The sequence below is a fragment of the Atlantibacter sp. MEI4A-1023 genome (assembly GCF_056155425.1).
In genome coordinates this window covers 522,759-543,516 of the sequence record NZ_CM149568.1, presented here as the reverse complement: position 1 = coordinate 543,516, position 20,758 = coordinate 522,759, and the positions used below count along the sequence as shown (strand labels likewise).

The 20,758-nt window shown below is 50.9% G+C and carries 20 protein-coding genes and 1 tRNA gene; 9 read left to right on the top strand and 12 right to left on the bottom strand.

All coding sequences use genetic code 11. The features are described 5' to 3' along the window. Positions 1 to 20: 20 nt before the first annotated feature. Positions 21 to 1,031 carry a LacI family DNA-binding transcriptional regulator gene (locus ACVV26_RS02675; protein ID WP_474799833.1) on the bottom strand — a complete coding sequence of 337 codons (1,011 nt, stop codon included), beginning with the start codon at positions 1,029 to 1,031 and terminating at the stop codon, positions 21 to 23. A gap of 182 nt (positions 1,032 to 1,213) precedes the next feature. Between ACVV26_RS02675 and ACVV26_RS02670 the strand changes: the two genes are divergently transcribed. The 3 genes from ACVV26_RS02670 to ACVV26_RS02660 all read left to right on the top strand — a co-directional run bounded on the left by ACVV26_RS02670 (position 1,214) and on the right by ACVV26_RS02660 (position 4,195). Next, positions 1,214 to 2,334 (top strand): IS3 family transposase gene (locus tag ACVV26_RS02670; protein ID WP_105580531.1). Its coding sequence is split into 2 segments (ribosomal slippage): positions 1,214 to 1,472 and positions 1,472 to 2,334, totalling 1,122 coding nucleotides; the frame shifts between segments, so codons are not numbered across the junction. A gap of 876 nt (positions 2,335 to 3,210) precedes the next feature. After that, positions 3,211 to 3,459, top strand: coding sequence for a helix-turn-helix domain-containing protein (locus tag ACVV26_RS02665; RefSeq protein WP_474799832.1), 249 nt, complete (start codon positions 3,211 to 3,213; stop codon positions 3,457 to 3,459). Further along, on the top strand, positions 3,452 to 4,195 hold the full coding sequence (locus ACVV26_RS02660) for a hypothetical protein (RefSeq protein WP_474799831.1): 744 nt from the start codon (positions 3,452 to 3,454) through the stop codon (positions 4,193 to 4,195). The genes ACVV26_RS02665 and ACVV26_RS02660 overlap by 8 nt, the downstream gene beginning before the upstream one ends. Here the strand turns inward: ACVV26_RS02660 and ACVV26_RS02655 are convergent. The 6 genes from ACVV26_RS02655 to ACVV26_RS02630 all read right to left on the bottom strand — a co-directional run bounded on the left by ACVV26_RS02655 (position 4,181) and on the right by ACVV26_RS02630 (position 8,867). Continuing rightward, entirely contained in the window at positions 4,181 to 5,059 is an 879-nt protein-coding gene (locus tag ACVV26_RS02655) for a DNA-methyltransferase (protein ID WP_474799830.1), read from the bottom strand. The two genes, ACVV26_RS02660 and ACVV26_RS02655, sit on opposite strands and share 15 nt — an antisense overlap. Positions 5,060 to 5,154: 95 nt before the next feature. Beyond that, positions 5,155 to 7,488 (bottom strand): primase-helicase zinc-binding domain-containing protein, encoded by a 2,334-nt coding sequence (locus ACVV26_RS02650; RefSeq protein ID WP_474799829.1) that lies wholly within the window; start codon positions 7,486 to 7,488, stop codon positions 5,155 to 5,157. Positions 7,489 to 7,502: 14 nt separating this feature from the next. After that, entirely contained in the window at positions 7,503 to 7,823 is a 321-nt protein-coding gene (locus ACVV26_RS02645; protein WP_474799828.1) for a DUF5375 domain-containing protein, read from the bottom strand. Beyond that, positions 7,820 to 8,050 (bottom strand): hypothetical protein, encoded by a 231-nt coding sequence (locus ACVV26_RS02640; RefSeq protein WP_474799827.1) that lies wholly within the window; start codon positions 8,048 to 8,050, stop codon positions 7,820 to 7,822. Before ACVV26_RS02640 ends, ACVV26_RS02645 begins: the two co-directional genes overlap by 4 nt. Next, on the bottom strand, positions 8,047 to 8,604 hold the full coding sequence (locus tag ACVV26_RS02635) for a host cell division inhibitor Icd-like protein (RefSeq protein ID WP_474799826.1): 558 nt from the start codon (positions 8,602 to 8,604) through the stop codon (positions 8,047 to 8,049). Before ACVV26_RS02635 ends, ACVV26_RS02640 begins: the two co-directional genes overlap by 4 nt. Further along, on the bottom strand, positions 8,601 to 8,867 hold the full coding sequence (locus ACVV26_RS02630) for a helix-turn-helix transcriptional regulator (protein WP_474799825.1): 267 nt from the start codon (positions 8,865 to 8,867) through the stop codon (positions 8,601 to 8,603). Before ACVV26_RS02630 ends, ACVV26_RS02635 begins: the two co-directional genes overlap by 4 nt. An 872-nt stretch (positions 8,868 to 9,739) precedes the next feature. Here ACVV26_RS02630 and ACVV26_RS02625 point away from each other — a divergent pair. From ACVV26_RS02625 to ACVV26_RS02605, 5 genes are all read left to right on the top strand, one after another. Then, entirely contained in the window at positions 9,740 to 10,474 is a 735-nt protein-coding gene (locus tag ACVV26_RS02625; RefSeq protein ID WP_474799824.1) for a glycoprotein 3, read from the top strand. Next, entirely contained in the window at positions 10,471 to 10,707 is a 237-nt protein-coding gene (locus ACVV26_RS02620; protein ID WP_002437740.1) for an ogr/Delta-like zinc finger family protein, read from the top strand. Before ACVV26_RS02625 ends, ACVV26_RS02620 begins: the two co-directional genes overlap by 4 nt. Positions 10,708 to 10,725: 18 nt before the next feature. Continuing rightward, positions 10,726 to 11,301, top strand: a complete 576-nt coding sequence (locus tag ACVV26_RS02615) for a phage polarity suppression protein (protein WP_474799823.1) — start codon at positions 10,726 to 10,728, stop codon at positions 11,299 to 11,301. 321 nt (positions 11,302 to 11,622) lie between these two features. After that, the gene (locus tag ACVV26_RS02610; protein WP_474799822.1) at positions 11,623 to 12,630 is read left to right on the top strand and encodes a ParA family protein; all 1,008 of its coding nucleotides are present in this window, start codon (positions 11,623 to 11,625) and stop codon (positions 12,628 to 12,630) included. Beyond that, positions 12,627 to 13,499: an SIR2 family protein gene (locus tag ACVV26_RS02605; protein WP_474799821.1), complete on the top strand. Its 873-nt coding sequence runs from the start codon at positions 12,627 to 12,629 to the stop codon at positions 13,497 to 13,499. Before ACVV26_RS02610 ends, ACVV26_RS02605 begins: the two co-directional genes overlap by 4 nt. A gap of 10 nt (positions 13,500 to 13,509) precedes the next feature. Here the strand turns inward: ACVV26_RS02605 and ACVV26_RS02600 are convergent, their stop codons facing one another. The 3 genes from ACVV26_RS02600 to ACVV26_RS02590 form a co-directional block, all read right to left on the bottom strand. Next, positions 13,510 to 14,787 (bottom strand): tyrosine-type recombinase/integrase, encoded by a 1,278-nt coding sequence (locus ACVV26_RS02600; protein ID WP_474799820.1) that lies wholly within the window; start codon positions 14,785 to 14,787, stop codon positions 13,510 to 13,512. Positions 14,788 to 14,950: 163 nt separating this feature from the next. Then, positions 14,951 to 15,035: transfer RNA gene (locus ACVV26_RS02595), tRNA-Leu, on the bottom strand. A 116-nt stretch (positions 15,036 to 15,151) separates the two neighbouring features. Then, complete coding sequence (locus ACVV26_RS02590; RefSeq protein WP_474799819.1) at positions 15,152 to 16,792, bottom strand: dihydroxyacetone kinase subunit DhaK; 1,641 nt, start codon at positions 16,790 to 16,792, stop codon at positions 15,152 to 15,154. Positions 16,793 to 16,929: 137 nt separating this feature from the next. Here ACVV26_RS02590 and ACVV26_RS02585 point away from each other — a divergent pair, with 137 nt between their 5' ends. After that, positions 16,930 to 18,432 (top strand): helicase HerA-like C-terminal domain-containing protein, encoded by a 1,503-nt coding sequence (locus ACVV26_RS02585; protein ID WP_474799818.1) that lies wholly within the window; start codon positions 16,930 to 16,932, stop codon positions 18,430 to 18,432. Positions 18,433 to 18,486: 54 nt separating this feature from the next. Here ACVV26_RS02585 and lptG read toward each other — a convergent pair whose 3' ends face one another. Further along, complete coding sequence (gene lptG / locus ACVV26_RS02580; RefSeq protein ID WP_312983933.1) at positions 18,487 to 19,569, bottom strand: LPS export ABC transporter permease LptG; 1,083 nt, start codon at positions 19,567 to 19,569, stop codon at positions 18,487 to 18,489. Beyond that, entirely contained in the window at positions 19,556 to 20,668 is a 1,113-nt protein-coding gene (lptF, locus tag ACVV26_RS02575; protein ID WP_312983935.1) for an LPS export ABC transporter permease LptF, read from the bottom strand. The genes lptG and lptF overlap by 14 nt, the downstream gene beginning before the upstream one ends. Positions 20,669 to 20,758 lie beyond the last annotated feature (90 nt).

Genomic DNA, 20,758 nt, shown 5'->3' with positions numbered 1-20,758 from the left:
TTCGGTCGCCCGGCCTCTCTTTATCCCTTGCGACTTTCCACGGACAGCGGCCGGTGAATCAACGTCATCGGCACGGTGATTTTGACGTGGGTTGTATCTCCGTCGAGTTTCTGGCGCATCAGGTGAAACGCATGCTGCGCCCAGGCATCTTCATCCTGGCGCATCGACCATACCGCATTAGGCAGGAACCCGAGCATCTGATGTTCATCGAACGTGCCGATAGAAATATCCGACGGGATATAGCCGCAGGCTTCGCGCAACCCGCTCAGCGTCCCTTCAAGAATGGGCAGCGACGAGGCGATAAATGCCTGTGGCGGATCGCGGTGCTGCTTGAGAAAGTTGAGCATTAACTGTTTGCCCTCTTCCTGGCGGTTGTGGTTCGCGGAGAGCACCCAGTCTTTCCCGGCGGGCAGTTCGCTGAGGTAACCCTGTAAACGGCGCTGGATCGAGGGCTGTTGGGTATCGCCCGCGATAAAGAATAGCGGCGACACGTCCAGCGCCTGGGTCATGGCCTGCACCAGCTTTTTGCTGCCGTTGTAGTTATCGCTCACTACCAGCGAGGTCTCGCCTTCCCCGAAGTCGCGGTCGAGGATCACCAGCGGCCGCTTGCGCGCTACCTTCTGGTGGTGCAACTGGGTTTCCCGCGTCGAAGGCACCACGAACATCCCGTCAACGTTGCGCGCCAGCAGGCCTTCCACCAGGCTTTTCTCATGCTCGCTGTCGCTGTAGGTGCAGGCGATCATCAACTGATAACCCGCCTGACGGCAGCAGGATTCGAGCTTTTCCGCGAGGGTGGAGAAAAACAGGTTCGATAAACGCGGAACCACCAGCCCTAAGGTTTCGGTTTTGTTCAGCTTCAGGCTGCGGGCGATGTGGTTAACGACCAGGCCATTTTCAGCGATGTAATCGTTAATACGCTGCTGCGTTTTAGCGCTGATGCGGTACTGATCGGCTTTGCCTCCCAGCACCAGGCGCACAGTGGTGATGGAGATATCCAGCGCTTTGGCGACTTGTTCAACGGTTTTGGCCATAAACCCTTCATTTTCCATAGGGGAAGTAATGGGGTAATTGTAAACTAATTCGAGTTAGCATGGGAGTGTGGGTGGGTATTTGTGAGGGTTAAAGCAGTAAAATAAGGGAGCTGACCTGCTCCCCGTTGATTAATACACCGCGATGTTAGTAATGTCTTCATAAGCCACATGAGGACATCCCCATGAAGAAGCGTTTTTCCGAAGAACAGATCATCAGTATTCTCCGAGAGGCCGAAGCCGGGGTTTCTGCCCGTGAGCTCTGCCGCAAGCACGCCATTTCCGACGCCACCTTTTACACCTGGCGTAAGAAGTATGGCGGTATGGAGGTGCCCGAGGTTAAGCGCCTGAAGTCGCTTGAGGAAGAGAACGCCCGCCTCAAGAAGCTGCTCGCTGAAGCCATGCTGGATAAGGAGGCGCTTCAGGTGGCTCTGGGGCGAAAGTACTGACGACAGACCAGAAGCGGGAAGCTGTGGTGTTGATGTGTGATGCGACCGGTCTGTCGCAACGTCGTGCCTGCAGGCTTACAGGTTTGTCCCTGTCGACCTGCCGCTATGAGGCTCAGCGACCGGCTGCTGATGCGCATTTATCAGGGCGTATCACTGAGCTGGCACTGGAGCGCAGGCGTTTTGGCTACCGACGCATCTGGCAGTTACTGCGCCGTGAAGGCCTTCATGTTAATCACAAGCGCGTGTACCGCCTTTACCACCTTAACGGGCTGGGCGTAAAACGCAGACGACGTCGTAAAGGGCTGGCAACAGAACGTCTGCCGCTGCTCCGCCCGGAGGCGCCCAACCTGACCTGGTCGATGGATTTTGTCATGGACGCGCTGGCCACCGGTCGCAGGATCAAGTGCCTGACCTGCGTGGACGACTTCACGAAGGAGTGTCTGACGATTACCGCCGCATTCGGGATTTCAGGCGTTCAGGTCACGCGAATTCTGGACAGCATTGCACTGTTTCGCGGCTATCCGGCGACGATAAGAACGGACCAGGGGCCGGAGTTTACCTGCAGAGCACTTGACCAGTGGGCTTATGAGCATGGGGTGGAGCTGCGGCTTATCCAGCCGGGCAAGCCAACACAGAACGGATTTATTGAAAGTTTTAACGGACGATTCAGGGATGAGTGCCTCAATGAGCACTGGTTCAGCGATATAGTTCACGCCAGGAAAACGATTAATGACTGGCGGCAGGATTATAACGAGTGTCGTCCACATTCATCGCTGAACTACCAGACTCCGGCTGAATTTGCAGCGGACTGGCGAAACGGGAAATATGAAGAAAAACCAACCGACATTACTAACTGAAGGTTGTATCTAATCCTGGGGGCAGGTCATAATACCTGCAACGACGAGCATCGCAAACGATACAGAACAAAGAAATGAACCACTGAGTTGAATGATCGCTACCAACAGTTACGTGTTAAATGCTCAACACTGTTGCCTGCCGACATTGATAAGTTAAAGAATGCCGAACGTTCTTATAATGTCGCTGTAAGTAGCTTAAAGTCGGTATAAATCTGTATCATCAATAGATCGATGCATGATGTATAAAGTTGGCTTTTGATGAAAAGAAAGGTCAGAAAAATTAGACAGTTCGAGGAAGTTAATTACAAAAAAAGCCACCCTCAGGTAGCTTGCTTTGCATCACTTGGTGCGAAGGCCGGACTCAAAAAAATAGGCAACACCATGAAATATAAAAAATATTTCAACAGATAATTTTGAAATGCCCCCTTTTGTGCCCCCAAACATACATTGTGACTGTTTCATCATCAATATATTGCTTTAAGGAGAAAAACTTAAAATATCTTTATTGGTTTGGATCCGTCGTTCGGATCCAAACCAGAACACAAAAAACTTTTTTGAAAAAACTGTTCACACTGTTCACTTACGATTATTTCCTTTTTTTTCAAATGAATATACAGTGAATGGTTGGTGAACAGTGAATACTTGACTGTTCACGGCTCCATCGCCCCATCATTGTCGAAATGATGAAAATAACCCCAAGTCGAGTAATACAAGTTAACTCTTTGTAGGTTATCAAATTCTCCGGTGACTTGTGTTTTCAGCACAACGAAGCGCCTTAGCGACATCACTCTGTTTCTTCCAAAATGCTACTCATAGTCTGTCGACCTATAGTCATCACGACTTTATAAAGACCTTTTATTCAAAAGGGGATGACAAGTGTCTAACACTGACATCGATTTTAATGACATTAAAGAGATACTTGCTGAAAACATAAGAGTCTATAGAAATATAAATGGTTTATCCCAAGAACAATTAGCAGAAATTTCAGGGCTTCATAGGACTTATATAGGTTCAGTTGAAAGAAAAGAAAGGAACGTAACATTAAATACTCTTTTATGTTTAGCTAAGGCATTGAATACCTCTGTACCAAATCTTTTAACAAAACAGGAATTAAAGCATGAATAGGGATGAAAAATTATATTTTCTCTGGAGCAAACTTAATGATCGTCAAAAAGATAACTTCCTAAAATGGATGAAATCCTTTGATGTAGAGAAAATTTATCAGAGAACAAGTGGTGATATTTTCACTGAGGACTTTTTCGATATATTTGGGGATAGATTAATCACTCATCATTTCAGTAGTACTCAACCATTAACAAAAACTCTATTTGAACATGCCTTTAATGATTCCTTAAACGAGTCAGGAATTGTCTCATATCTTGCTGAAAGTAGAACAAATCCTGGGCATGACGTAACAATTGATGGAGTAAAGGTTGGATTAAAAACAGAAGCTGCTAGAAACATAAACTACTCACAGATTCATGTAAGTAAATGGATGGAATTAGGTAAAGGTGATTGGATTTTGGAATCTCTATTACAGAGATTTTTAGAACATTTAAACAATTACGAAAGAATTTTCACACTCAGATATTTTAAAATATCTAATTCTAAATTTAGTTACCACCTAGTAGAAATACCTAAAAAAGTTTTACTGGAAGCAAAAAATGCGGAATTGATTGTGATGATGACAAGTAAGCAAAACCCAAAACCTGGGTATGGTCACATCTTTGATGAAAAAGGAAATAAGAAGTTTTCTCTATACTTTGATGGTGGTAGCGAGAGAAAACTTCAAATAAAACATCTAAAGATAGAAAACTGCATTATTCATGGCACTTGGGATTTTATACTACCGCCCCCTTAACATTCTCTCCTTGGCAAGAGAAGCATATTCCTCATTGAGCTCGATACCGACGCATTCTCTCCCGAGCTCATTGCAAACAACTCCTGTTGTTCCAGATCCAAAAAATGGGTCAAGAACTTTGCCTCCTGGGCGTGAACCCGCTAAAACACATAAACGTACCATTGCGCGTGGATAAACAGCAAAATGACTCCCCGGATAAGGCTCAGTATTAATATTCCAAACTGTGCGTCTATTTTTTTTATCCATTTTAGGATCGGATGCAGGTTCTTTTATTGCCTCCCAATCATAGTAGTACTTTTTCCCTTTAGATAAGAGAAAAATGTATTCATGAGATCTTGTAGGCCTATCTCTGACACTTTCAGGCTGGCAATTTGGCTTATTCCATATTATATCAGTCCGAAGATACCAACCATCCTCCTGAAGTGCGAATGCTAAACGCCATGGAACACCAATTAGATCTTTTGGTTTTAAACCTTCTGGAGTAGGCGGCCGATAACTCATGGCACGACCTTTATTTTTATCATCTTTATCGCGCCAAGTCCTTCCTCCTGACGTGTAGCTATCTCCTATATTGAGCCATAGCGTACCATCATCTTTGAGAATCCGTCTTACATCTCTAAATAGCTCAACTAAATCCTTGATATAATCATTTATATTAGTTTCAGCTCCTATTTGACCACCATTTCCGTAATCTCTCAGCCCCCAGTAAGGAGGTGATGTCACAACGCAGTCAAATAATTTAGACTCTAACCCTTTGACTATCTCTCTGGCATCACCCACAATTATCTTGCAAGCATGAAAATCACTTACTGAATATTCTCGTTCATTATCGAACAAATCTAAATTGTTGCTGGAATTTTTCATAGAATCCAAAAAAACAGTAAAACATTGCTACTTATAGTATTCAGTTAGGAGCCTAAAAACAATGTTTTTAGGCTCTCCCTCATTATCTTCGCAGACTATTTCGCCGCAATTTCATCACATTTCGGCAGCCAGTCAGCGTTGCTTTCCTCCCTGAGGGCGAGATTAGTCTGCATGCCCTGATTTGTCCGGCGCTTCTCATAATTCAGACCATACTCTTTCAGCATGGTTGGCAAGCCCTTTCCGAACATGGTCAGGCTCAGGGTATTTTTGTAACCGTGGGCTTCCATATACACCAGATAAGCGTGATAGAGGTACAGGCGCGGCTGACGCGGGATAATGTTGGCATTCCCCATGTACATCCCGACAGCGTCCGGCAGGGCTTCCAGATAGCCGCAAAAATCAAACGCCGGGTCGGCGTCACGCTTGATGTTCAGCGCCTCGTCGGAATTCTGCTGCAACTGGAGCAGTGCGCGGGCGCTCATTGGATCGCTGAACCGCTGCATAAGCTGACGCACGATAACGGCCAGCTCGTGCGCGATTTTGTCACAGAGTTGCGGGTCGCGCTCCTCCGGCGCAATCTGCTCCGGGAAGTGAATAATCACCCGCCGACGCGATACCCCGCCGCTGCGGTCAGTGAAGCGCATCGGGTTATTGTTCACGGCCAGAATCACCGCCGGAATATGCGTCGAGTACGGGTTCTGGTATTTCGGGTCAACCGAGACTGCATCGCCGCCGGTGATGGCCTTAAGCCCGGCACCGTCACCGCTCCATTTCTCCTGGTCAGGCAGACGGATAAGCGAGAAACCCGTCAGGGCGGCACGCTTGCGGGGGTCTTCCAGCATATCAATATCTGCTGACGTCGCATTATCCTCACCGGCAAGCAGGGTCGCTATTTTCTCCAGTATACTTTTCCCGCTGCCGCCCGGCCCGGTCACTTCGAGAAAGAGCTGCCAGTCGTAGCGGTTCGCCAGCACCATAAACAGCGCGGCGAGTATCACATCGCGTTTGTCAGCCCGGCCACCGGCGGCACGGTCGAGCCAGCGCCAGAAATGCGGCGCGTGGGTTTCCAGCGTTTCCCCTTCAACCGGTGGCGTAAAATCGACATCGCACAGGGTGCGCATCCAGTGTGATTTGTGGTGCGGGCTGAAAATGCCCGTGCCGGTATCCAGTACGCCGTTACGAAAGCCAATGAGCCGCCGCGCCGGGGTGTCCTGCTGCGGAATAATCAGTTTCAGGGTTTCCACCACGGAGGCGATTTTCCCCGATGAAAACGGAGCACGCAGACGCTGAAACAGCCCGGCCACATCGCGGGCAAATTCAGACGGCGGAATGATTTTCCATATACCTGCCTCATAGCGGGACAGAAGCTGGCCGTTCGCATCCACCGCCAGCGCCTCGCCGTAGTGCTCATGCACCCGCATCGCCTTTTCACTGGTGCTCATGGCGGTAAATTCCGCCTCGCTCATGGTGTCGAACGGGCTCTGCGCCGCCGGGCGGATGGCGTCATAAATCGCCCGGCGCGTGGCGTCCCCGCCCTGCTGCACAAACGCGTCATTCCAGTCACCGAACACCGGCGGCAGGGCAACAGTGCCGTCACAGGCTTCTGCGGCCGCTGCGGCTTTCGTCTGGCCGTCACCGTTAAGGTCGCGGTCGGCGGCGATAACAATCTGACAGGCAGGATATTTGTTGTGGGCAAGGCTCGCCAGAGAAAGGAGGTTCACGGAGGACAGTGCCACCATGACGGTTTCGCCGGTCAGGTGATGCACGGTGAGCGCGGTGGCGTAGCCCTCCGCTATCCACAGGCGTTTCCCGGCCTGCTTTTTCCCTTCGAGGGTATGGGCGCACCCTTTCACCGCGCCGCCCTTCAGGGTGCGTTTAAGACCGTCTGTGTTAATCAACTGGAGATTAACCAGTACCCCGTTTTCGTCATACAGCGGCACGGCCAGGTCACCGCCGCAATACGTCACGCCGCCGGTTTTATGGGTGGCCGTCAGCATGACACACTCATGACCGGGCAGGCCCTTGCGGGTCAGGTAGGCGTTACCGGTGGCCGTGCGGGTTTTTTCCATGAGTTTTGCGGCAAGCGTAACCGCCGCCTTTCGCCCGGCATCGGTTTCCGCTTCTGCGGCCGCAGCCTCCTCCGGAGCAACCGGCGGCAGGCTGCCGGTCAGGGCACTGACCTTTCCGGCGGCTTCTGAGGCTGACACACCGAACACCTTCTCAACCAGTTTCAGGCCGTCACCCGCGCCGCACTGGTTACAGAACCACGTCCCGCGCCCTTCCTTATCGTCAAAGCGGAAACGGTCAGAGCCGCCGCACACCGGGCAGGCCTGATGGCGGTTTTTAATGACCTTCACACCCAGCGCAGGGAGAATGCGCGGCCAGTGGCCGCATGCCTGTTTCACGGTTTCCGTTACGTTCATTTTCATTGTTATTTTCTCCCTCAGTGCAGTACCGGCGCGGTGATGTGGCGGGCGCATAATTCATCCATCACGGTCAGCCCGAGAAAGGACAATGACGGGGCGGCCTTAAGCGGCCCCGCTTCCATTAAATCTTCCAGTAAGGCACAGGCAATCAGGCGGCCCTTTTCCTCGCCGTGCTGGCGCAGGTAGAAGCCCTCCAGCTCGGCGGCAATAGCGCTTTCCAGCGATTCAAGGGTCAGATACGGATAACGCTGCTGACGCGCGCACAGGGTCAGCCAGGCACAGGCCACGGCGCGGCGGTACAGTGTTGCACGTAATACAGGCGGTAAGGGCTGTTTCATGCGCGTACCTCCTCAGTGAGCCAGCGCTGATTACAGCGTTCCACCACATCGTCGAGGCGGGCGGTCATAAGATGAATAACCGAGGCGAGCTGTAACTGTTGTTCCGTGCCGTGACCGGTTGTGGTGTCCTGTAACTGCAACATTTCGCCGACGAACTGGCCGACGTTACGCAGATGCTCAAGGCTCACAAGGTCAGCGTGGGTGATGGTCAGGGTCAGCTCTTTCACGGGCGCACCTCCGCAACCGGCAGGCGACCGGCAAACGACAGGACATAATCACGGACAAGGGCACGGCGGGCAGAGCGCTCGTCACCGGCAACGGTGCGCAGCATACGGACACGGGGTTTACGGTCAGCGCGACGGATAGCCGCAAAGACAAAGACGAACTGAGGGTATGACGGGGTGAGGATAGTAGCCATGACGGCAGCCTCCATTGAGTAGCGGTTATTGCTACCACCGGAAACGCCAATTTCACTGGTGGCAGCCCGAACGGGGTTGGCGTAACCGGCCTCAATGGATACCGGCCAGCCCGAAGGCTGCCCCGCCCGGACTACCATTATCTTGCTGGAACGATGATGTATGAGAAAACACCACAGCCCGGAAAATGGATGTGCCTGAGCCACGACATAAAAAAAGACGCACGGCGCGTCTGGTGTCGCCATTGAGTTTCGCGGAACGCCAATTCCGGCTGCCGATTTTGCGACAGCGAAAAAACTGTACCAGGAAACATACAACAGATGCAAGCCAGAAAAAGGGGCTTTTTGCAGAGCGGCCATCATCATGCATCATATCCCCGGTTACGGTCGGCGATACGGTCAGCCATCCATGCGGTGATTTCAGACTGTGCCCACGCCACATTTTTCCCGCCGAGCGAGATTTGTTTCGGGAAGGCCTCGCGGCTGATGAGGTCGTAAAGGGTGGAGCGTGACAGGCCACACAGGTGCATCACTTCGGGCAGGCGAATGAAGCGTTCCTGAACGCTGTCAGAGACCGGCATAAGTGGCGCGGCAGGGGCAGAAGACGGGGAAGAAAAAACAGTTTGCATCGGGCTACCTCATAAAGTCCATACAGTGCCGGTCATGTCCGTCCGGCCTCGGGTAGCTCCCTATTATGTGTATATTTTTCTTCAGGTCATGTTTGTTTTTCGCGAGATAAACATTGACTTCTGACTGGTTAAAACTAATTAAAACCCGTAAAAACCAATCAAAATCAGTCATAACTGAATCGGATATACACTGGAGCATTAATTTCTAATTAATCTAAAAAGGTCAGTGCTGTTATCCGGTGATTACCAGCCTTAAAGATGTTGTAAATATCATCAGGTAAATAGAACTGCGGCGTGGGATATGTGCGGGATATAAACGAAAAGAAACTGTGAGCATCAGGCTACCTCGTAAAGTCCATACAGTGCCGGTCGTGTCCGTCCGGCCTCGGGTAGCTCTCTATTCTGTGAATATTTTGCCTCAGGGCAACAAGTCATTTTGTGGTAGCTGACCACACAACAGAGCGATTTTTATACAGTGGCAAACGTTGGCCACTTTTTGGCAAATGCTGGCATAGTAATGGCCCATTCCTGATTACTTATATTTATTAATTTATTACAGATTAACCATAAAAAAATCTAAGGGCTAAAGGTTCACCAAAAAGCTTGGTGAACAGTGGTGAACAGACAGTGAACAGTCATACCCTCAACTGTTCACCCTTTAACTTACTGTATTACTTATTCTTTTCTTTCTGGTGAACAGTAGTGAACAGTTATAAGTAAAAAAACAAACAGTAAGTAAGGTTTTCCTGCGACCTCTTTCTGGCGAGCCGGGTTTGCCTCTCTTTGTGCCAGACCTGCCACAACTGCAATCAGTCGTGCTGTTGTGTGGCGCACGGCAGAATGACCTCACACCCACTGCTGAGAGTCATAACATGAGTGAGACTGTTTTCCCCAATTACCTGAAACCCGCACTGGATGAGCTGGAAAATGCCAGGGCGGCCCATCTTGCTAATGCGCGACTGCTGGATGAGACCACCACCGCCATCAGCCGCGCCGCAGAGCAGAAAGCTGAACTGGAGCAGGAAAACGGCAGCGACGCCAGCGCATGGCGCATGGCCTTTCGTACCGGTGGCGCGGTCATTACGGACGAACTGAAAAAAAGCCATATCGAACGTGTGGCCCGCCGCGAGCTGGCGCAGGAATGTGAAAACCTTGCGGAGGTGCTGCGCCTTGAAAGTGACCGGCTGAAAGGAGCCTGTGACAGCACGGCGAGGACATACCGCAAAGCCCATTACGCCATTCTCAGACAGTACGCAGAGCATGAGCTGGATACGGCAATGCGTGAGAGCTGCGCGGCACTTGTCCGGACGATGAAGCTGAAGATGCTGGTACTGGATAACCCGCTGGCAAACACTGCCGGCACTGAAGGGTATGTGGAGCCGGAAAAGGCCGTGATGCATCAGGTTAAATCCTGGCTGGGTAAACAGGTGGAAGCCTGCCATATCCGTCTGGCTGACGAACCGGTGCTTTATAAAACGGGGCTGTCTGCCGACACCCTTCCGCACATGAATTATGGCGTGGCAGGCAGCGTTGCCGGTAAACAGGCATGGCAGGCAAAATTACAGGAGCGCGAAGCGGAGCTTAAGGCCAGGGGATTACTGTCATGATCCACTGCCCGTTCTGCAAACAGGCGGCACACGCCCGTACAAGTCGCTATCTGTCGGAAAGTGTGAAACACCGCTATTACCAGTGCACTAATCTGCTCTGTTCAGCAAGTTTCCGTTCGATGGAATCCATCGACAGTATTATCCGCCCACCGTCAGAAGGGGGTGAGGCGGATGATTTTATTAAAGCTGAGTCCGGCAGGGCCAGAACGCAGCGACCATCCGCCACGCAGTAATCTGACAGGAAAATAACCGTGACCACATTAACCACACAACAGGCCTCTGAAGTCTGTCAGGCAGACAAAACCGCCTGGCTGACGCTTAAAGCTGAGCTGGCGCAGGCAGAGCAGGCGCTGTATCAGCATCTGACCGGTGACAATGACAACTGCCCGGTGAGACTCGCGGAACTGCGTGAAAGTATCGACGTGAAAAAATGGCAGATTAACCAGGCGGCCGGTCGCTATATCCGCTCGCATGAAGCCCTTCAGCGCGTCAGTATGCAGAATGGCCTTAACGGGTTTATGCAGCAGCACGGCGCAACGCTTGCCGCCGTACTGGCCCCGGAATTGAAGGCGCTGAACGGCCAGCCGGAGCTGGTCAGGCATCGTGCCCTCGACCGTGCCGCCGCTTATTTTCGCGAAGCCCTGAATGGCTGGCTGAGCGAAGAAAAAGAAATTAATTATTTCGCGCAGAATAACGACATTTTAACCGCCGCCGGACACAGGCCCGACGCGGCTTCGCGGGTGGATAATCAGCAAAAATATACGCCCGTTCAGCACCGGATTTATGCGCGCCGGTGTGCAGAAATGACCGCGCAACGCCCCGTCTGAAAATCCCCGAAAAACCTGCTGTTTTTCCTGAATTAAGCCATGCATCCACAGGGTGGATGGTTTTGCATGCGTTTATGCACCCTTTTCACCCCTCCCCGCGCCAGTAACGTCGCGGCCTGAGCCTGTAAATGCACCTGCATTAAAACCGACCCCTTAAGCGGGCAGGCGAGGCGGGGAAAGCACTGCGCGCTATTGCAACTGTCAATTTACTTAAGACATTATAGATTTAATGTAATCTTTGATAACATTAAACAATTAGTATGAAACCAATCTTCTAAAGTTAAGCCCCTAGAGGGTGTAAATCTAAAAACGGGAAAAGTTATGGAAAGCATAGTTTTTTTTAATAACAAAGGTGGTGTCGGTAAAACCACATTGCTATGTAATGTTGCTGCCTACCTAAGTTTGGAACTTAACAAAAAGGTTCTGGTCGTTGATGCTGATCCTCAATGTAATACTACTTCGTATTGTTTAGGTGAGCAGAAGATATCTCAAATATATAGCAATGAAAAACGAATTACTATCGAGCACTTTTTAAACCCCGTGCGTCGAGGAAAAGGATATGCTTCGGAAAGAATAGTCCCTATCAAAACAAGTAGGTTTGGGTTTGATCTAATACCAGGAGACCCCAAATTAGCTCTGAGCGAAGATTTTTTAGCATCCGATTGGGATCCAGCAGTGGCTGGGAAACCTCGAGGCATGCAAACAACATTTGTCTTCTCTCATCTCTCCTCGCTATATAACGACTATGATTATGTATTATATGATGTTGGTCCATCATTAGGTGCTTTGAATAGAGCAATAATTATATCATGCGATTATTTCATAATTCCAATGTCAGTTGACATGTTTAGTTTGCTGGCATTAAACAACATTAATCTGTCATTAAAGAATTGGATGAATGGTATTAAAACTGGCTTAAAAAACCATATAGCCGAAGAAGGTGAAGAATTTACAATTGGAAATGAAAGTCTGGAATGCAATTTGCAATTTTTAGGTTATGCAATGCAGCAATACCGGGGAAAAACAGTGCGAGGTGAGAAAGTCAAAGTTAATGCTTATGAAAAAATAGCCTTAAAAGTTCCTAAAATCATAAAGACGGAAATAGTGGCAAACTACTCTCACAATAAAAACATTGATTTCGAACTGGGTCAAATTGAAAACATGTATAGCCTAATTCCATTATCACAACTGGCCAACGCACCCATTTTTTGCCTTAAGAATAAAGATGGTGTCGTGGGGTCACATTTTTCAAAAGTAAATGACGCCAAGAAATTATTTGACAGCATTTGCTCAAATATCCTAAAAAATATTGAGGCAGTTAAACCATGATAAATTGGGATGAAGCTTTAATATCTGATCTAGCCAGAAGAAAATGCATTCTTTTTCTTGGCGCAGGTGTATCAATGAATAGCACTGGTAACGGAGGAGTCAGGCCTCCAAGTTGGAAGGAGTTTTTGGAAAACTGTTTGCCGGAACTGAATGCGGCTTCTTCAACCCAAATAAAAAAACTAATTAAAAATGAAGATTACTTAACGGCATGTGAACTAATCAAGTCAAAATTAGCAAAAGGCAAATTCGACCACATAGCTAAGAGTGCATTTTTAACACCACAGTATACTAAAGCAGAAATACACGAACTTTTATTCAAGTTGGATTGTAGAATTGTAGTCACTCCAAATTTTGATAAAATTTATGAAACTTTTGCGATAAGAGAAACTGAAGGCACCGTAAGTGTACGGAACTATTATGATACAGATATAGTTTCTGCCGTGAAAGATAGCGGCAGGGTCGTTTTAAAGATTCACGGTACAATTGATAATACCTCAAAATTAATTTTTTCTAGGACAGATTACGCCAGCGCAAGATCGCAGCACAGAGACTTTTATGAAATACTCAATGCATTAGGATTAACACACACATTCCTATTTATAGGATGTGGGGCAAATGATCCGGATATCAGATTGCTGCTTGAAGATGCATTTTTCAAACATAATGCCGTAAAACCACACTATATAGTTGTTTCAGACAAGAGTATTCATAAAGATATGATGCCTGTTATCGAAAAAACATTAAATGTCAACATGCTTGTTTACAAAACCAGTAAAGGTAGCCATCAAGAATTAATTGATAGTTTAAAAAATTTAGTTCAACAAGTTGAGATTGCACGAGTTGAATTAAAGGAGAATATGAATTGGTAACACACCCCCCTCATTCATATATTTTAAATGAGGGGGTAGACTTAGCAAAATCGAATGGTGATATGTAGCCATTAGAATTACTATAAATATAATCAGCCCACCATTGAACCATTAATGTACGTTCATCCAAATGCTCAGAAGTATGAATATAAGCCGCACGCACATTATTGCGTTCTGAATGACTCAACTGACGTTCTATTGCATCATCACTCCATAACCCTGACTCCCCCAGCGCACCACGCGCCATTGTTCTAAATCCATGCCCGCAGACTTCGGTTTTCGTGTCATAGCCCATTGTGCGCAAAGCACTATTTACCGTGTTTTCACTCATGACCTTAGTTGCGTCATGATCCCCCGGAAAAAGCAGCTCTTTATCACCACTAATCTGCTTAAGCTGGTTTAACAAACTCATCGCCTGCCGGCTAAGCGGCACAATATGCTCCTCTTTCATTTTCATGCCACGGTACGAGTAACGTACACCTTTAATTTCTTCTCGTTTTGCAGGTATGCGCCAAAGGGATTTTTCGAAGTCGAACTCATCCCAACGCGCGAAACGTAACTCACTGGAGCGCACAAAAGTTAGTAAGGAAAGCTCGACCGCGATCCGTGTCATTACACGGCCACGATATGCGGCAAGACGTGCAAGAAATTCAGGGAACCGGCTAGAGGGTAAAGCGGGGTAATGTCGCGCTTTGGTTGTCGATAGCGCACCGACCATATCACTGGCTGGATTTGAGTCGATGTAATCGTTCTGTACGGCATAACGCATAATAGCCGTGACGCGTTGTTGTAAGCGCTGAGCGACATCATGCTTACCACTGGCATCAACTTTTTTAATCGGGGCTAACAGGTGGCTGGTTTTGAGCTGGCGAATGTCGGATGAACCAATATACGGGAAGATATAAAGCTCTAGATAGCGAAGAACGCGCGATCGATGGTCTTCGCTCCAGCGCTTATTACTTGCATGCCATTCGCGGGCGATAGTTTCGAAAGCATATGCTCCCGAATTCTCGGCCTGAGCTTCCTTCTGTTCAGCTTTTGGGTCAATGCCCTGCACTAACAGCTTTTTAGCTTCATCACGCTTTGCTCTTGCCTGAGCAAGGGTCACAGTAGGCCAAACACCAAAAGCGAGGCGATCCTCTTTTTTATCTGAGGGGCGTCTGTATTTCATGCGCCAGTATTTAGAACCCTTAGCCGAAACCTCAAGATACAAACCGCCGCCATCGGCCATTTTGTAGGTTTTGTCCTTTGGCTTTGCAGTCTCGACCTGTTTGGCGTTGAGCTTCATTTGGGGGCACATTTATAATCGAAGTTAAGATGCCCCCAATTATGCCCCCAATGACATCCGGATTTCAACGGACAACCTCGGACGACTCAGGACGTAAAAATCGCTGCAATCATTGATTTTAAAGGGATAATCGGACTTTCTCGGATGGTCTGGGAAGTACTTTTGGTGCCGAAGGCCGGACTCGAACCGGCACGTATTTCTACGGTTGATTTTGAATCAACTGCGTCTACCGATTTCGCCACTTCGGCACTGAAGAGGTATGCGGAAAACGTTGTGGATTATACCTGCAACTCCCTCACGCGCAACAGTTATCCCTTACCCTGCCATTCGGATGCTGAAAAAACCAGCACCCGAATCCCCTACATCAACGCTTAACCAGCGCCCCAAACACCTCAGCCACCGCAACGGCCCCCGGGTCCGGCACGCCGTTCAGGTTCTCGCTGTTGACGTATGACGATCGTCCGGCATTGGCCTTCTGAATCTGCGCCGTCGCTTCCGCACCCTGCTTCGCAGCTTTCACAGCAGCCTCCAACCCCTCACCCGCCAGCGCCTCCAGCGCAGGCTGCAACGCATCGATTAACGTTCTGTCACCCAGGTCCGCACCGCCGTAGCGTTTCATCTGCTGCAAGCCCACGTTCAGCGCCTGCGATAACACCTTCCCTTCCGCCACCTTCTGTCCGGCAGCGGTAAAGAAGATCGACATCAGCACCCCGCTTGACCCGCCCATCACGGTAGCCAGCCGTTCACCGATTAACAGCAGCAGCGCGCCGGTATCGTTAAGCGGCAACTTCCCTGCCTCAAGCTGGGTTTTAATGTCGCGCGCGCCTTCGGCAAACGTCGATCCGGTATCGCCGTCGCCTACTTTGGCATCCAGCGCGTTCAGCCGGTTCTCCAGGCTGATTAACGTATCGACCGCCGTGGCGACAATCTGTTTCGTGGCGGCGTTCTCGCTGGGTGTAACGTCCATGCGATTGTAAATCAGGTTATGCGGCTGGGCTTTCACCGTGCGGAACGGCACAGGCGGCTGCCAGCCCGCCGTCTCAACGCTGGCCTTTAATGCCTTCTCAAAGGCCTCATCCAGCGCGATGGCCGAGAGCGAGAAGCCTTTCATATCCAGCGCGCTCACCAGCGCCGCCGGGCCAATCAGGTAATCAATCTGCTCACTCAACCTCGAATGCGCCAGTTCTTTGGTCAGCAGCGCCATCTCAAGTGCGGAAACCCCGCCCAGATTATTGATCATCACCGCCAGCCGGGCATCCGGCCCGGTTTTTTGTTGGAGCGCGTCCACCAGCTGCGCCACAATCTTCTGGCTGTTATGCGTCTCGACGATGCTGGCACCCGGCTCGCCGTGTATGCCCAGCCCCAGTTCGATTTTACCTGGCTGGATGCGGTTCTCTTCTTCACTGCCCGGTAGGTTGCAGGTCTGCATCGCCACACCCAGACTCCAGACGCGCTGGCTGGCGGTCTGGGCCAGGTCACGCACTTCGCTGAGGGATCTTCCTTGCTCCGCCGCGAATCCAGCGATTTTGTGCACCAGCGCCGTGCCCGCAATGCCGCGCGGCTGTTTGTTATCCGGCAACGCGATATCGTCTGCCACAATCACCATCTCGACTTTCAGGCCGTGGCGCTTGGCTTTTTCCGCCGCCAGGCCAAAGTTGAGCCGGTCGCCGGTGTAGTTTTTGACGATCAACAGGCAGCCACGGTCACCGGTCACAGCGACAATCGCGTTCAGTACAGCATCCACGCTCGGCGAGGCAAACAGGTCGCCGCACACCGCTGCGGTTAGCATCCCTTTGCCGACAAACCCGACATGCGCCGGCTCATGGCCCGCACCGCCGCCGGAAATCACCGCCACTTTGCTTTTATCCCAGTCGCTGCGCACCACGACGCGGATTGCCGGGTCAATATCAAGACGCGTCAGGTTACGGTGCTGAGCGGAGAGAATAACACCCTCAATTGCATCGTTGACCAGCTGTTTGCGTTCGTTAAAAAAGAATCTGGACATGTTTTCCAAAAAATAAGTAAACCGTATGCAAAGCATAGTCGGTGATGCGGGATATGCCGCAAAGTCAGCATTTTACCAATGTTCTTTCGTCGTGAATTACCTATGATTTAAGCGAAACTACCACAAGGAAATTTACCATGACCGCACCGCTGCTTATCGCCCGAACGCCGGACGTGACGTTAAACCTGCTGCCGCAAATGGCTAATCGCCACGGGTTGATTACCGGAGCGACGGGAACCGGTAAAACCGTCACGCTGCAAAAGCTGGCGGAATCGTTGTCTGATATCGGCGTGCCGGTTTTTATGGCGGATGTGAAAGGTGATTTAACCGGGATTGCGCAAGAGGGTGCGGCATCGGAAAAACTGCTGGCGCGCCTGAATGGCATAGGCGTCACCGACTGGCAGCCGCACATGAACCCGGTCACGCTGTGGGATATTTTCGGTGAAAAAGGCCATCCGGTACGGGCTACGGTGTCGGACATGGGGCCGCTACTGCTTGCCCGTTTGTTGAACCTGAACGAGGTGCAGTCCGGGGTGCTGAACATCATTTTCCGCATTGCGGATGAGCAAGGGTTGTTGCTGCTTGATTTTAAAGATCTACGCGCCATCACCCAGTACGTCGGCGATAACGCGAAATCGTTTCAGAACCAGTACGGCAATATCAGCAGCGCATCGGTGGGTGCTATCCAGCGTGGGCTGCTCACGCTTGAGCAGCAAGGGGCCAATGAGTTTTTCGGCGAGCCAATGCTGGATATCAAGGACTGGATGCGCACCGACGCCAACGGCAAAGGCATCGTGAATATCCTGTCGGCGGAGAAGCTGTATCAGATGCCAAAACTTTACGCCGCCAGCCTGCTGTGGATGCTCTCCGAACTGTATGAGCAACTGCCGGAAGCGGGCGATTTGGATAAGCCTAAGCTGGTGTTTTTCTTCGACGAGGCGCATCTGCTGTTTAACGACGCTCCGCAGGTACTGCTGGACAAAATTGAACAGGTGATCCGCCTGATCCGCTCGAAAGGCGTGGGCGTATGGTTTGTGTCCCAGAACCCTTCGGATGTCCCGGATATGGTTTTAGGCCAGTTGGGCAACCGGGTTCAGCATGCGCTGCGCGCGTTTACCCCTAAAGATCAGAAAGCCGTCAAAGCGGCGGCGCAAACCATGCGCGCCAATCCGGCTTTTGATACTGAAGACGCGATCCAGGCGCTGGGCACGGGCGAAGCATTAATCTCATTTCTCGATGCCAAAGGCAGCCCAACCATGGTGGAACGCGCCATGGTGATCGCCCCCTGCTCGCGGATGGGGCCAGTAAACGATGATGAGCGCAACGGGCTGCTCAATCACTCTTCGCTATATGGCAAATATGAAGATGCGGTTGACCGCGAATCCGCTTATGAAATGCTGCAAAACCGCGTGGCGGATGCGCCGGAACAGGGTAACGCGCCGCCTGCTAAAGGCACTCAGGTCACAGAAGATGGCGGCCTTATCGGCGGGTTAAAAGACATTCTGTTCGGCAGCACAGGTCCGCGAGGCGGCAAGCGTGACGGTATGGTGCAGACCATGGCGAAAAGCGCGGTGCGTCAGGTAACCAATCAGATTGTACGCGGGATGCTGGGAAGTATTCTGGGCGGAAGGCGGCGTTAACAATCGGCTGGAACAAGCAATAAAACAAAGGGGTGCAAATTTGCACCCCTCAATTTATGACTTACGGACCAGCAACCACAAGCTTATCAGGAAGAAGCTGGCGCTTGGCAACAGCGCGCCCATAATCGGCGGAATGTTATAGACCAGGCTCAGCGGGCCGAATATCTGGTCAAGCACGTAGAACAGGAAGCCGAAGCTTATCCCGGTCACCACCCGCACGCCCATCGGTACGCTACGCAGCGGGCCAAAGATAAATGACAGCGCCATCAGCATCATCACCGCCACGGAAAGCGGCTGGAAGATTTTACTCCACATATTGAGCTGATAACGGCTGGCATCCTGGCCGCTGGACTTCAGATAACGTACATAGTCGCGCAACCCGGTAATAGACAGCGCATCCGGGTCCAGCGCCACCACGCCCAGTTTGTCCGGCGTAAGGTTGGTTTTCCAGGTGCCGGTCACGGTCTGCGTACCGGTGATTTGCTTATCGTTGGTCAGATTGGATTCATCTACCTGCGACAGCTGCCAGACACGCGTTTCCGGGTTAAACGTCGCCGTGGCGGCGTAACGAACCGTCTGTAAACGGCGCTGATCGTTGAACGAATAAATGCTAATGCCACCCAGTTCGTTATCGCCTTTCACGCGCTCGATATAGACAAAATTATTACCGTCTTTCGCCCATAGGCCTTGTTGAGTGGAGAGCAACGAACCGCCGTACATCATCTGCGCACGGTAGTTACGCGCCATCTGTTCACCCTGCGGCGCAACCCATTCGCCAATCGCCATGGTCAGCAGTACCAGGGGGATCGCGGTTTTCATCACCGACAGCGCGACCTGCATACGGGTAAAGCCGGACGCCTGCATCACCACCAGCTCGCTACGCTGAGCCAGCATGCCAAGCCCCAGCAGTGCGCCAAGCAGCGCCGCCATCGGGAAGAAAATCTGCGTATCCTTAGGTATGCTCAGCAGGGTATACATCCCTGCGCCGACGGCGGAATAACTGCCTTCGCCGGTTTTTTTCAACTGATCGACAAACTTGATAACGCCAGACAGCGACACCAGCATGAACAGCGTCATCATGATGGTGTTGAAAATCGTTTTGCCGATGTATCGGTCAAGTACGCTAAATCCCGGCATTCACCACTCCTCGGCGCGAAAAACGGCTACGCAGTTTGCGCATCGGCACCGTATCCCACAGGTTCAGGCCAATCGCTAACGCCAGGTACGCCAGGTTCACCGCCCACATCCAAATCATCGGGTCGAGCTTGCCTTTTGCGCCGTTAGAGCGCAGCGATGTTTGCAGCAAGAAGAAAATCAGATAAAGCAGCATCGCGGGCAGCATTGACAACACGCGCCCCTGGCGCGGGTTCACAACGCTCAACGGCACCACCATCAACGCCATCACGATCACGGCGACAACCAGCGTCAGACGCCAGTGGAACTCCGCGCGCGCCTGTTGTTTATCCGATTCCCAGAGCGTACGCATGTCCATCTGCTCTGAGTCTTCAGGATCGAGCGCTACCGCCTGGTGGCCAATGACGGCCTTGTAATCTTTGAAATCCGTAATGCGGAAATCACGCAGCAACGCGGTGCCTTCAAAGCGCGTCCCCTGGTTCAGGGTGACAACCTGTGCGCCGTCTTTACGCTGTGACAGCGCACCGGAATCGGCAACAACCACAGAGGGACGCGCATTGCCCTTAGGCCGCAGTTGCGCCAGGAACACATCGTTAAACTTGCTGCCATCAACGCTTTCAATAAACAGTACGGCGTTGCCATCGGTGGCCTGCTGGAACTGGCCCTGCGCCAGCGCCGCCATTCCAGGGTTGGCTTTCGCCTCCGCCAGCACTTCATCCTGATGGCGTGACGACCAGGGGCTGGCCCACATGACGTTGACCGTGGCCACAATCCCGGTCAACAGCGCCAGGATCATCGCAGCTTTTACCAGCACCGCTTTACTCAGGCCGCAGGCGTGCATCACCGTGATTTCACTCTCGGTATACAGTTTGCCCAGCGTCATAAGCAGCGCGAGGAACAGGCTTAACGGAAGGATCAGTTGCGCCATAGCAGGCACGCCTAAACCTAATAAGGAAAGGACCAGATTTGTCGGGATCTCGCCGTCGACTGCCGCACCCAAAATCCTGACGAGCTTCTGGCAAAAGAAGATCAGCAGCAGGATGAACAGTATCGCCAGTTGGCTTTTGAGCGTCTCCCGGACCAGATATCTTATGATTATCACATTAAATACGCCTGTGAATACGAGTCTTTTTGCAGGAAAATCGCTTGTTTCATGGCTTAAACGTCATTTATTCTCTTGAGTCGTCGAAAA

Bases quoted from the DNA above. Each gene is read 5' to 3' on its own strand.
- ACVV26_RS02630 (WP_474799825.1), bottom strand. From the start codon at position 8,867: ATGCAAACTGTTTTTTCTTCCCCGTCTTCTGCCCCTGCCGCGCCACTT.
- ACVV26_RS02655 (WP_474799830.1), bottom strand. From the start codon at position 5,059: ATGAAAAATTCCAGCAACAATTTAGATTTGTTCGATAATGAACGAGAA.
- ACVV26_RS02590 (WP_474799819.1), bottom strand. From the start codon at position 16,792: ATGTCCAGATTCTTTTTTAACGAACGCAAACAGCTGGTCAACGATGCA.
- ACVV26_RS02660 (WP_474799831.1), top strand. From the start codon at position 3,452: ATGAATAGGGATGAAAAATTATATTTTCTCTGGAGCAAACTTAATGAT.
- ACVV26_RS02605 (WP_474799821.1), top strand. From the start codon at position 12,627: ATGATAAATTGGGATGAAGCTTTAATATCTGATCTAGCCAGAAGAAAA.
- ACVV26_RS02610 (WP_474799822.1), top strand. From the start codon at position 11,623: ATGGAAAGCATAGTTTTTTTTAATAACAAAGGTGGTGTCGGTAAAACC.
- ACVV26_RS02585 (WP_474799818.1), top strand. From the start codon at position 16,930: ATGACCGCACCGCTGCTTATCGCCCGAACGCCGGACGTGACGTTAAAC.
- ACVV26_RS02645 (WP_474799828.1), bottom strand. From the start codon at position 7,823: ATGAAACAGCCCTTACCGCCTGTATTACGTGCAACACTGTACCGCCGC.
- ACVV26_RS02600 (WP_474799820.1), bottom strand. From the start codon at position 14,787: ATGAAGCTCAACGCCAAACAGGTCGAGACTGCAAAGCCAAAGGACAAA.
- ACVV26_RS02620 (WP_002437740.1), top strand. From the start codon at position 10,471: ATGATCCACTGCCCGTTCTGCAAACAGGCGGCACACGCCCGTACAAGT.
- ACVV26_RS02635 (WP_474799826.1), bottom strand. From the start codon at position 8,604: ATGATGATGGCCGCTCTGCAAAAAGCCCCTTTTTCTGGCTTGCATCTG.
- ACVV26_RS02675 (WP_474799833.1), bottom strand. From the start codon at position 1,031: ATGGCCAAAACCGTTGAACAAGTCGCCAAAGCGCTGGATATCTCCATC.
- ACVV26_RS02625 (WP_474799824.1), top strand. From the start codon at position 9,740: ATGAGTGAGACTGTTTTCCCCAATTACCTGAAACCCGCACTGGATGAG.
- ACVV26_RS02650 (WP_474799829.1), bottom strand. From the start codon at position 7,488: ATGAAAATGAACGTAACGGAAACCGTGAAACAGGCATGCGGCCACTGG.
- lptG (WP_312983933.1), bottom strand. From the start codon at position 19,569: ATGCCGGGATTTAGCGTACTTGACCGATACATCGGCAAAACGATTTTC.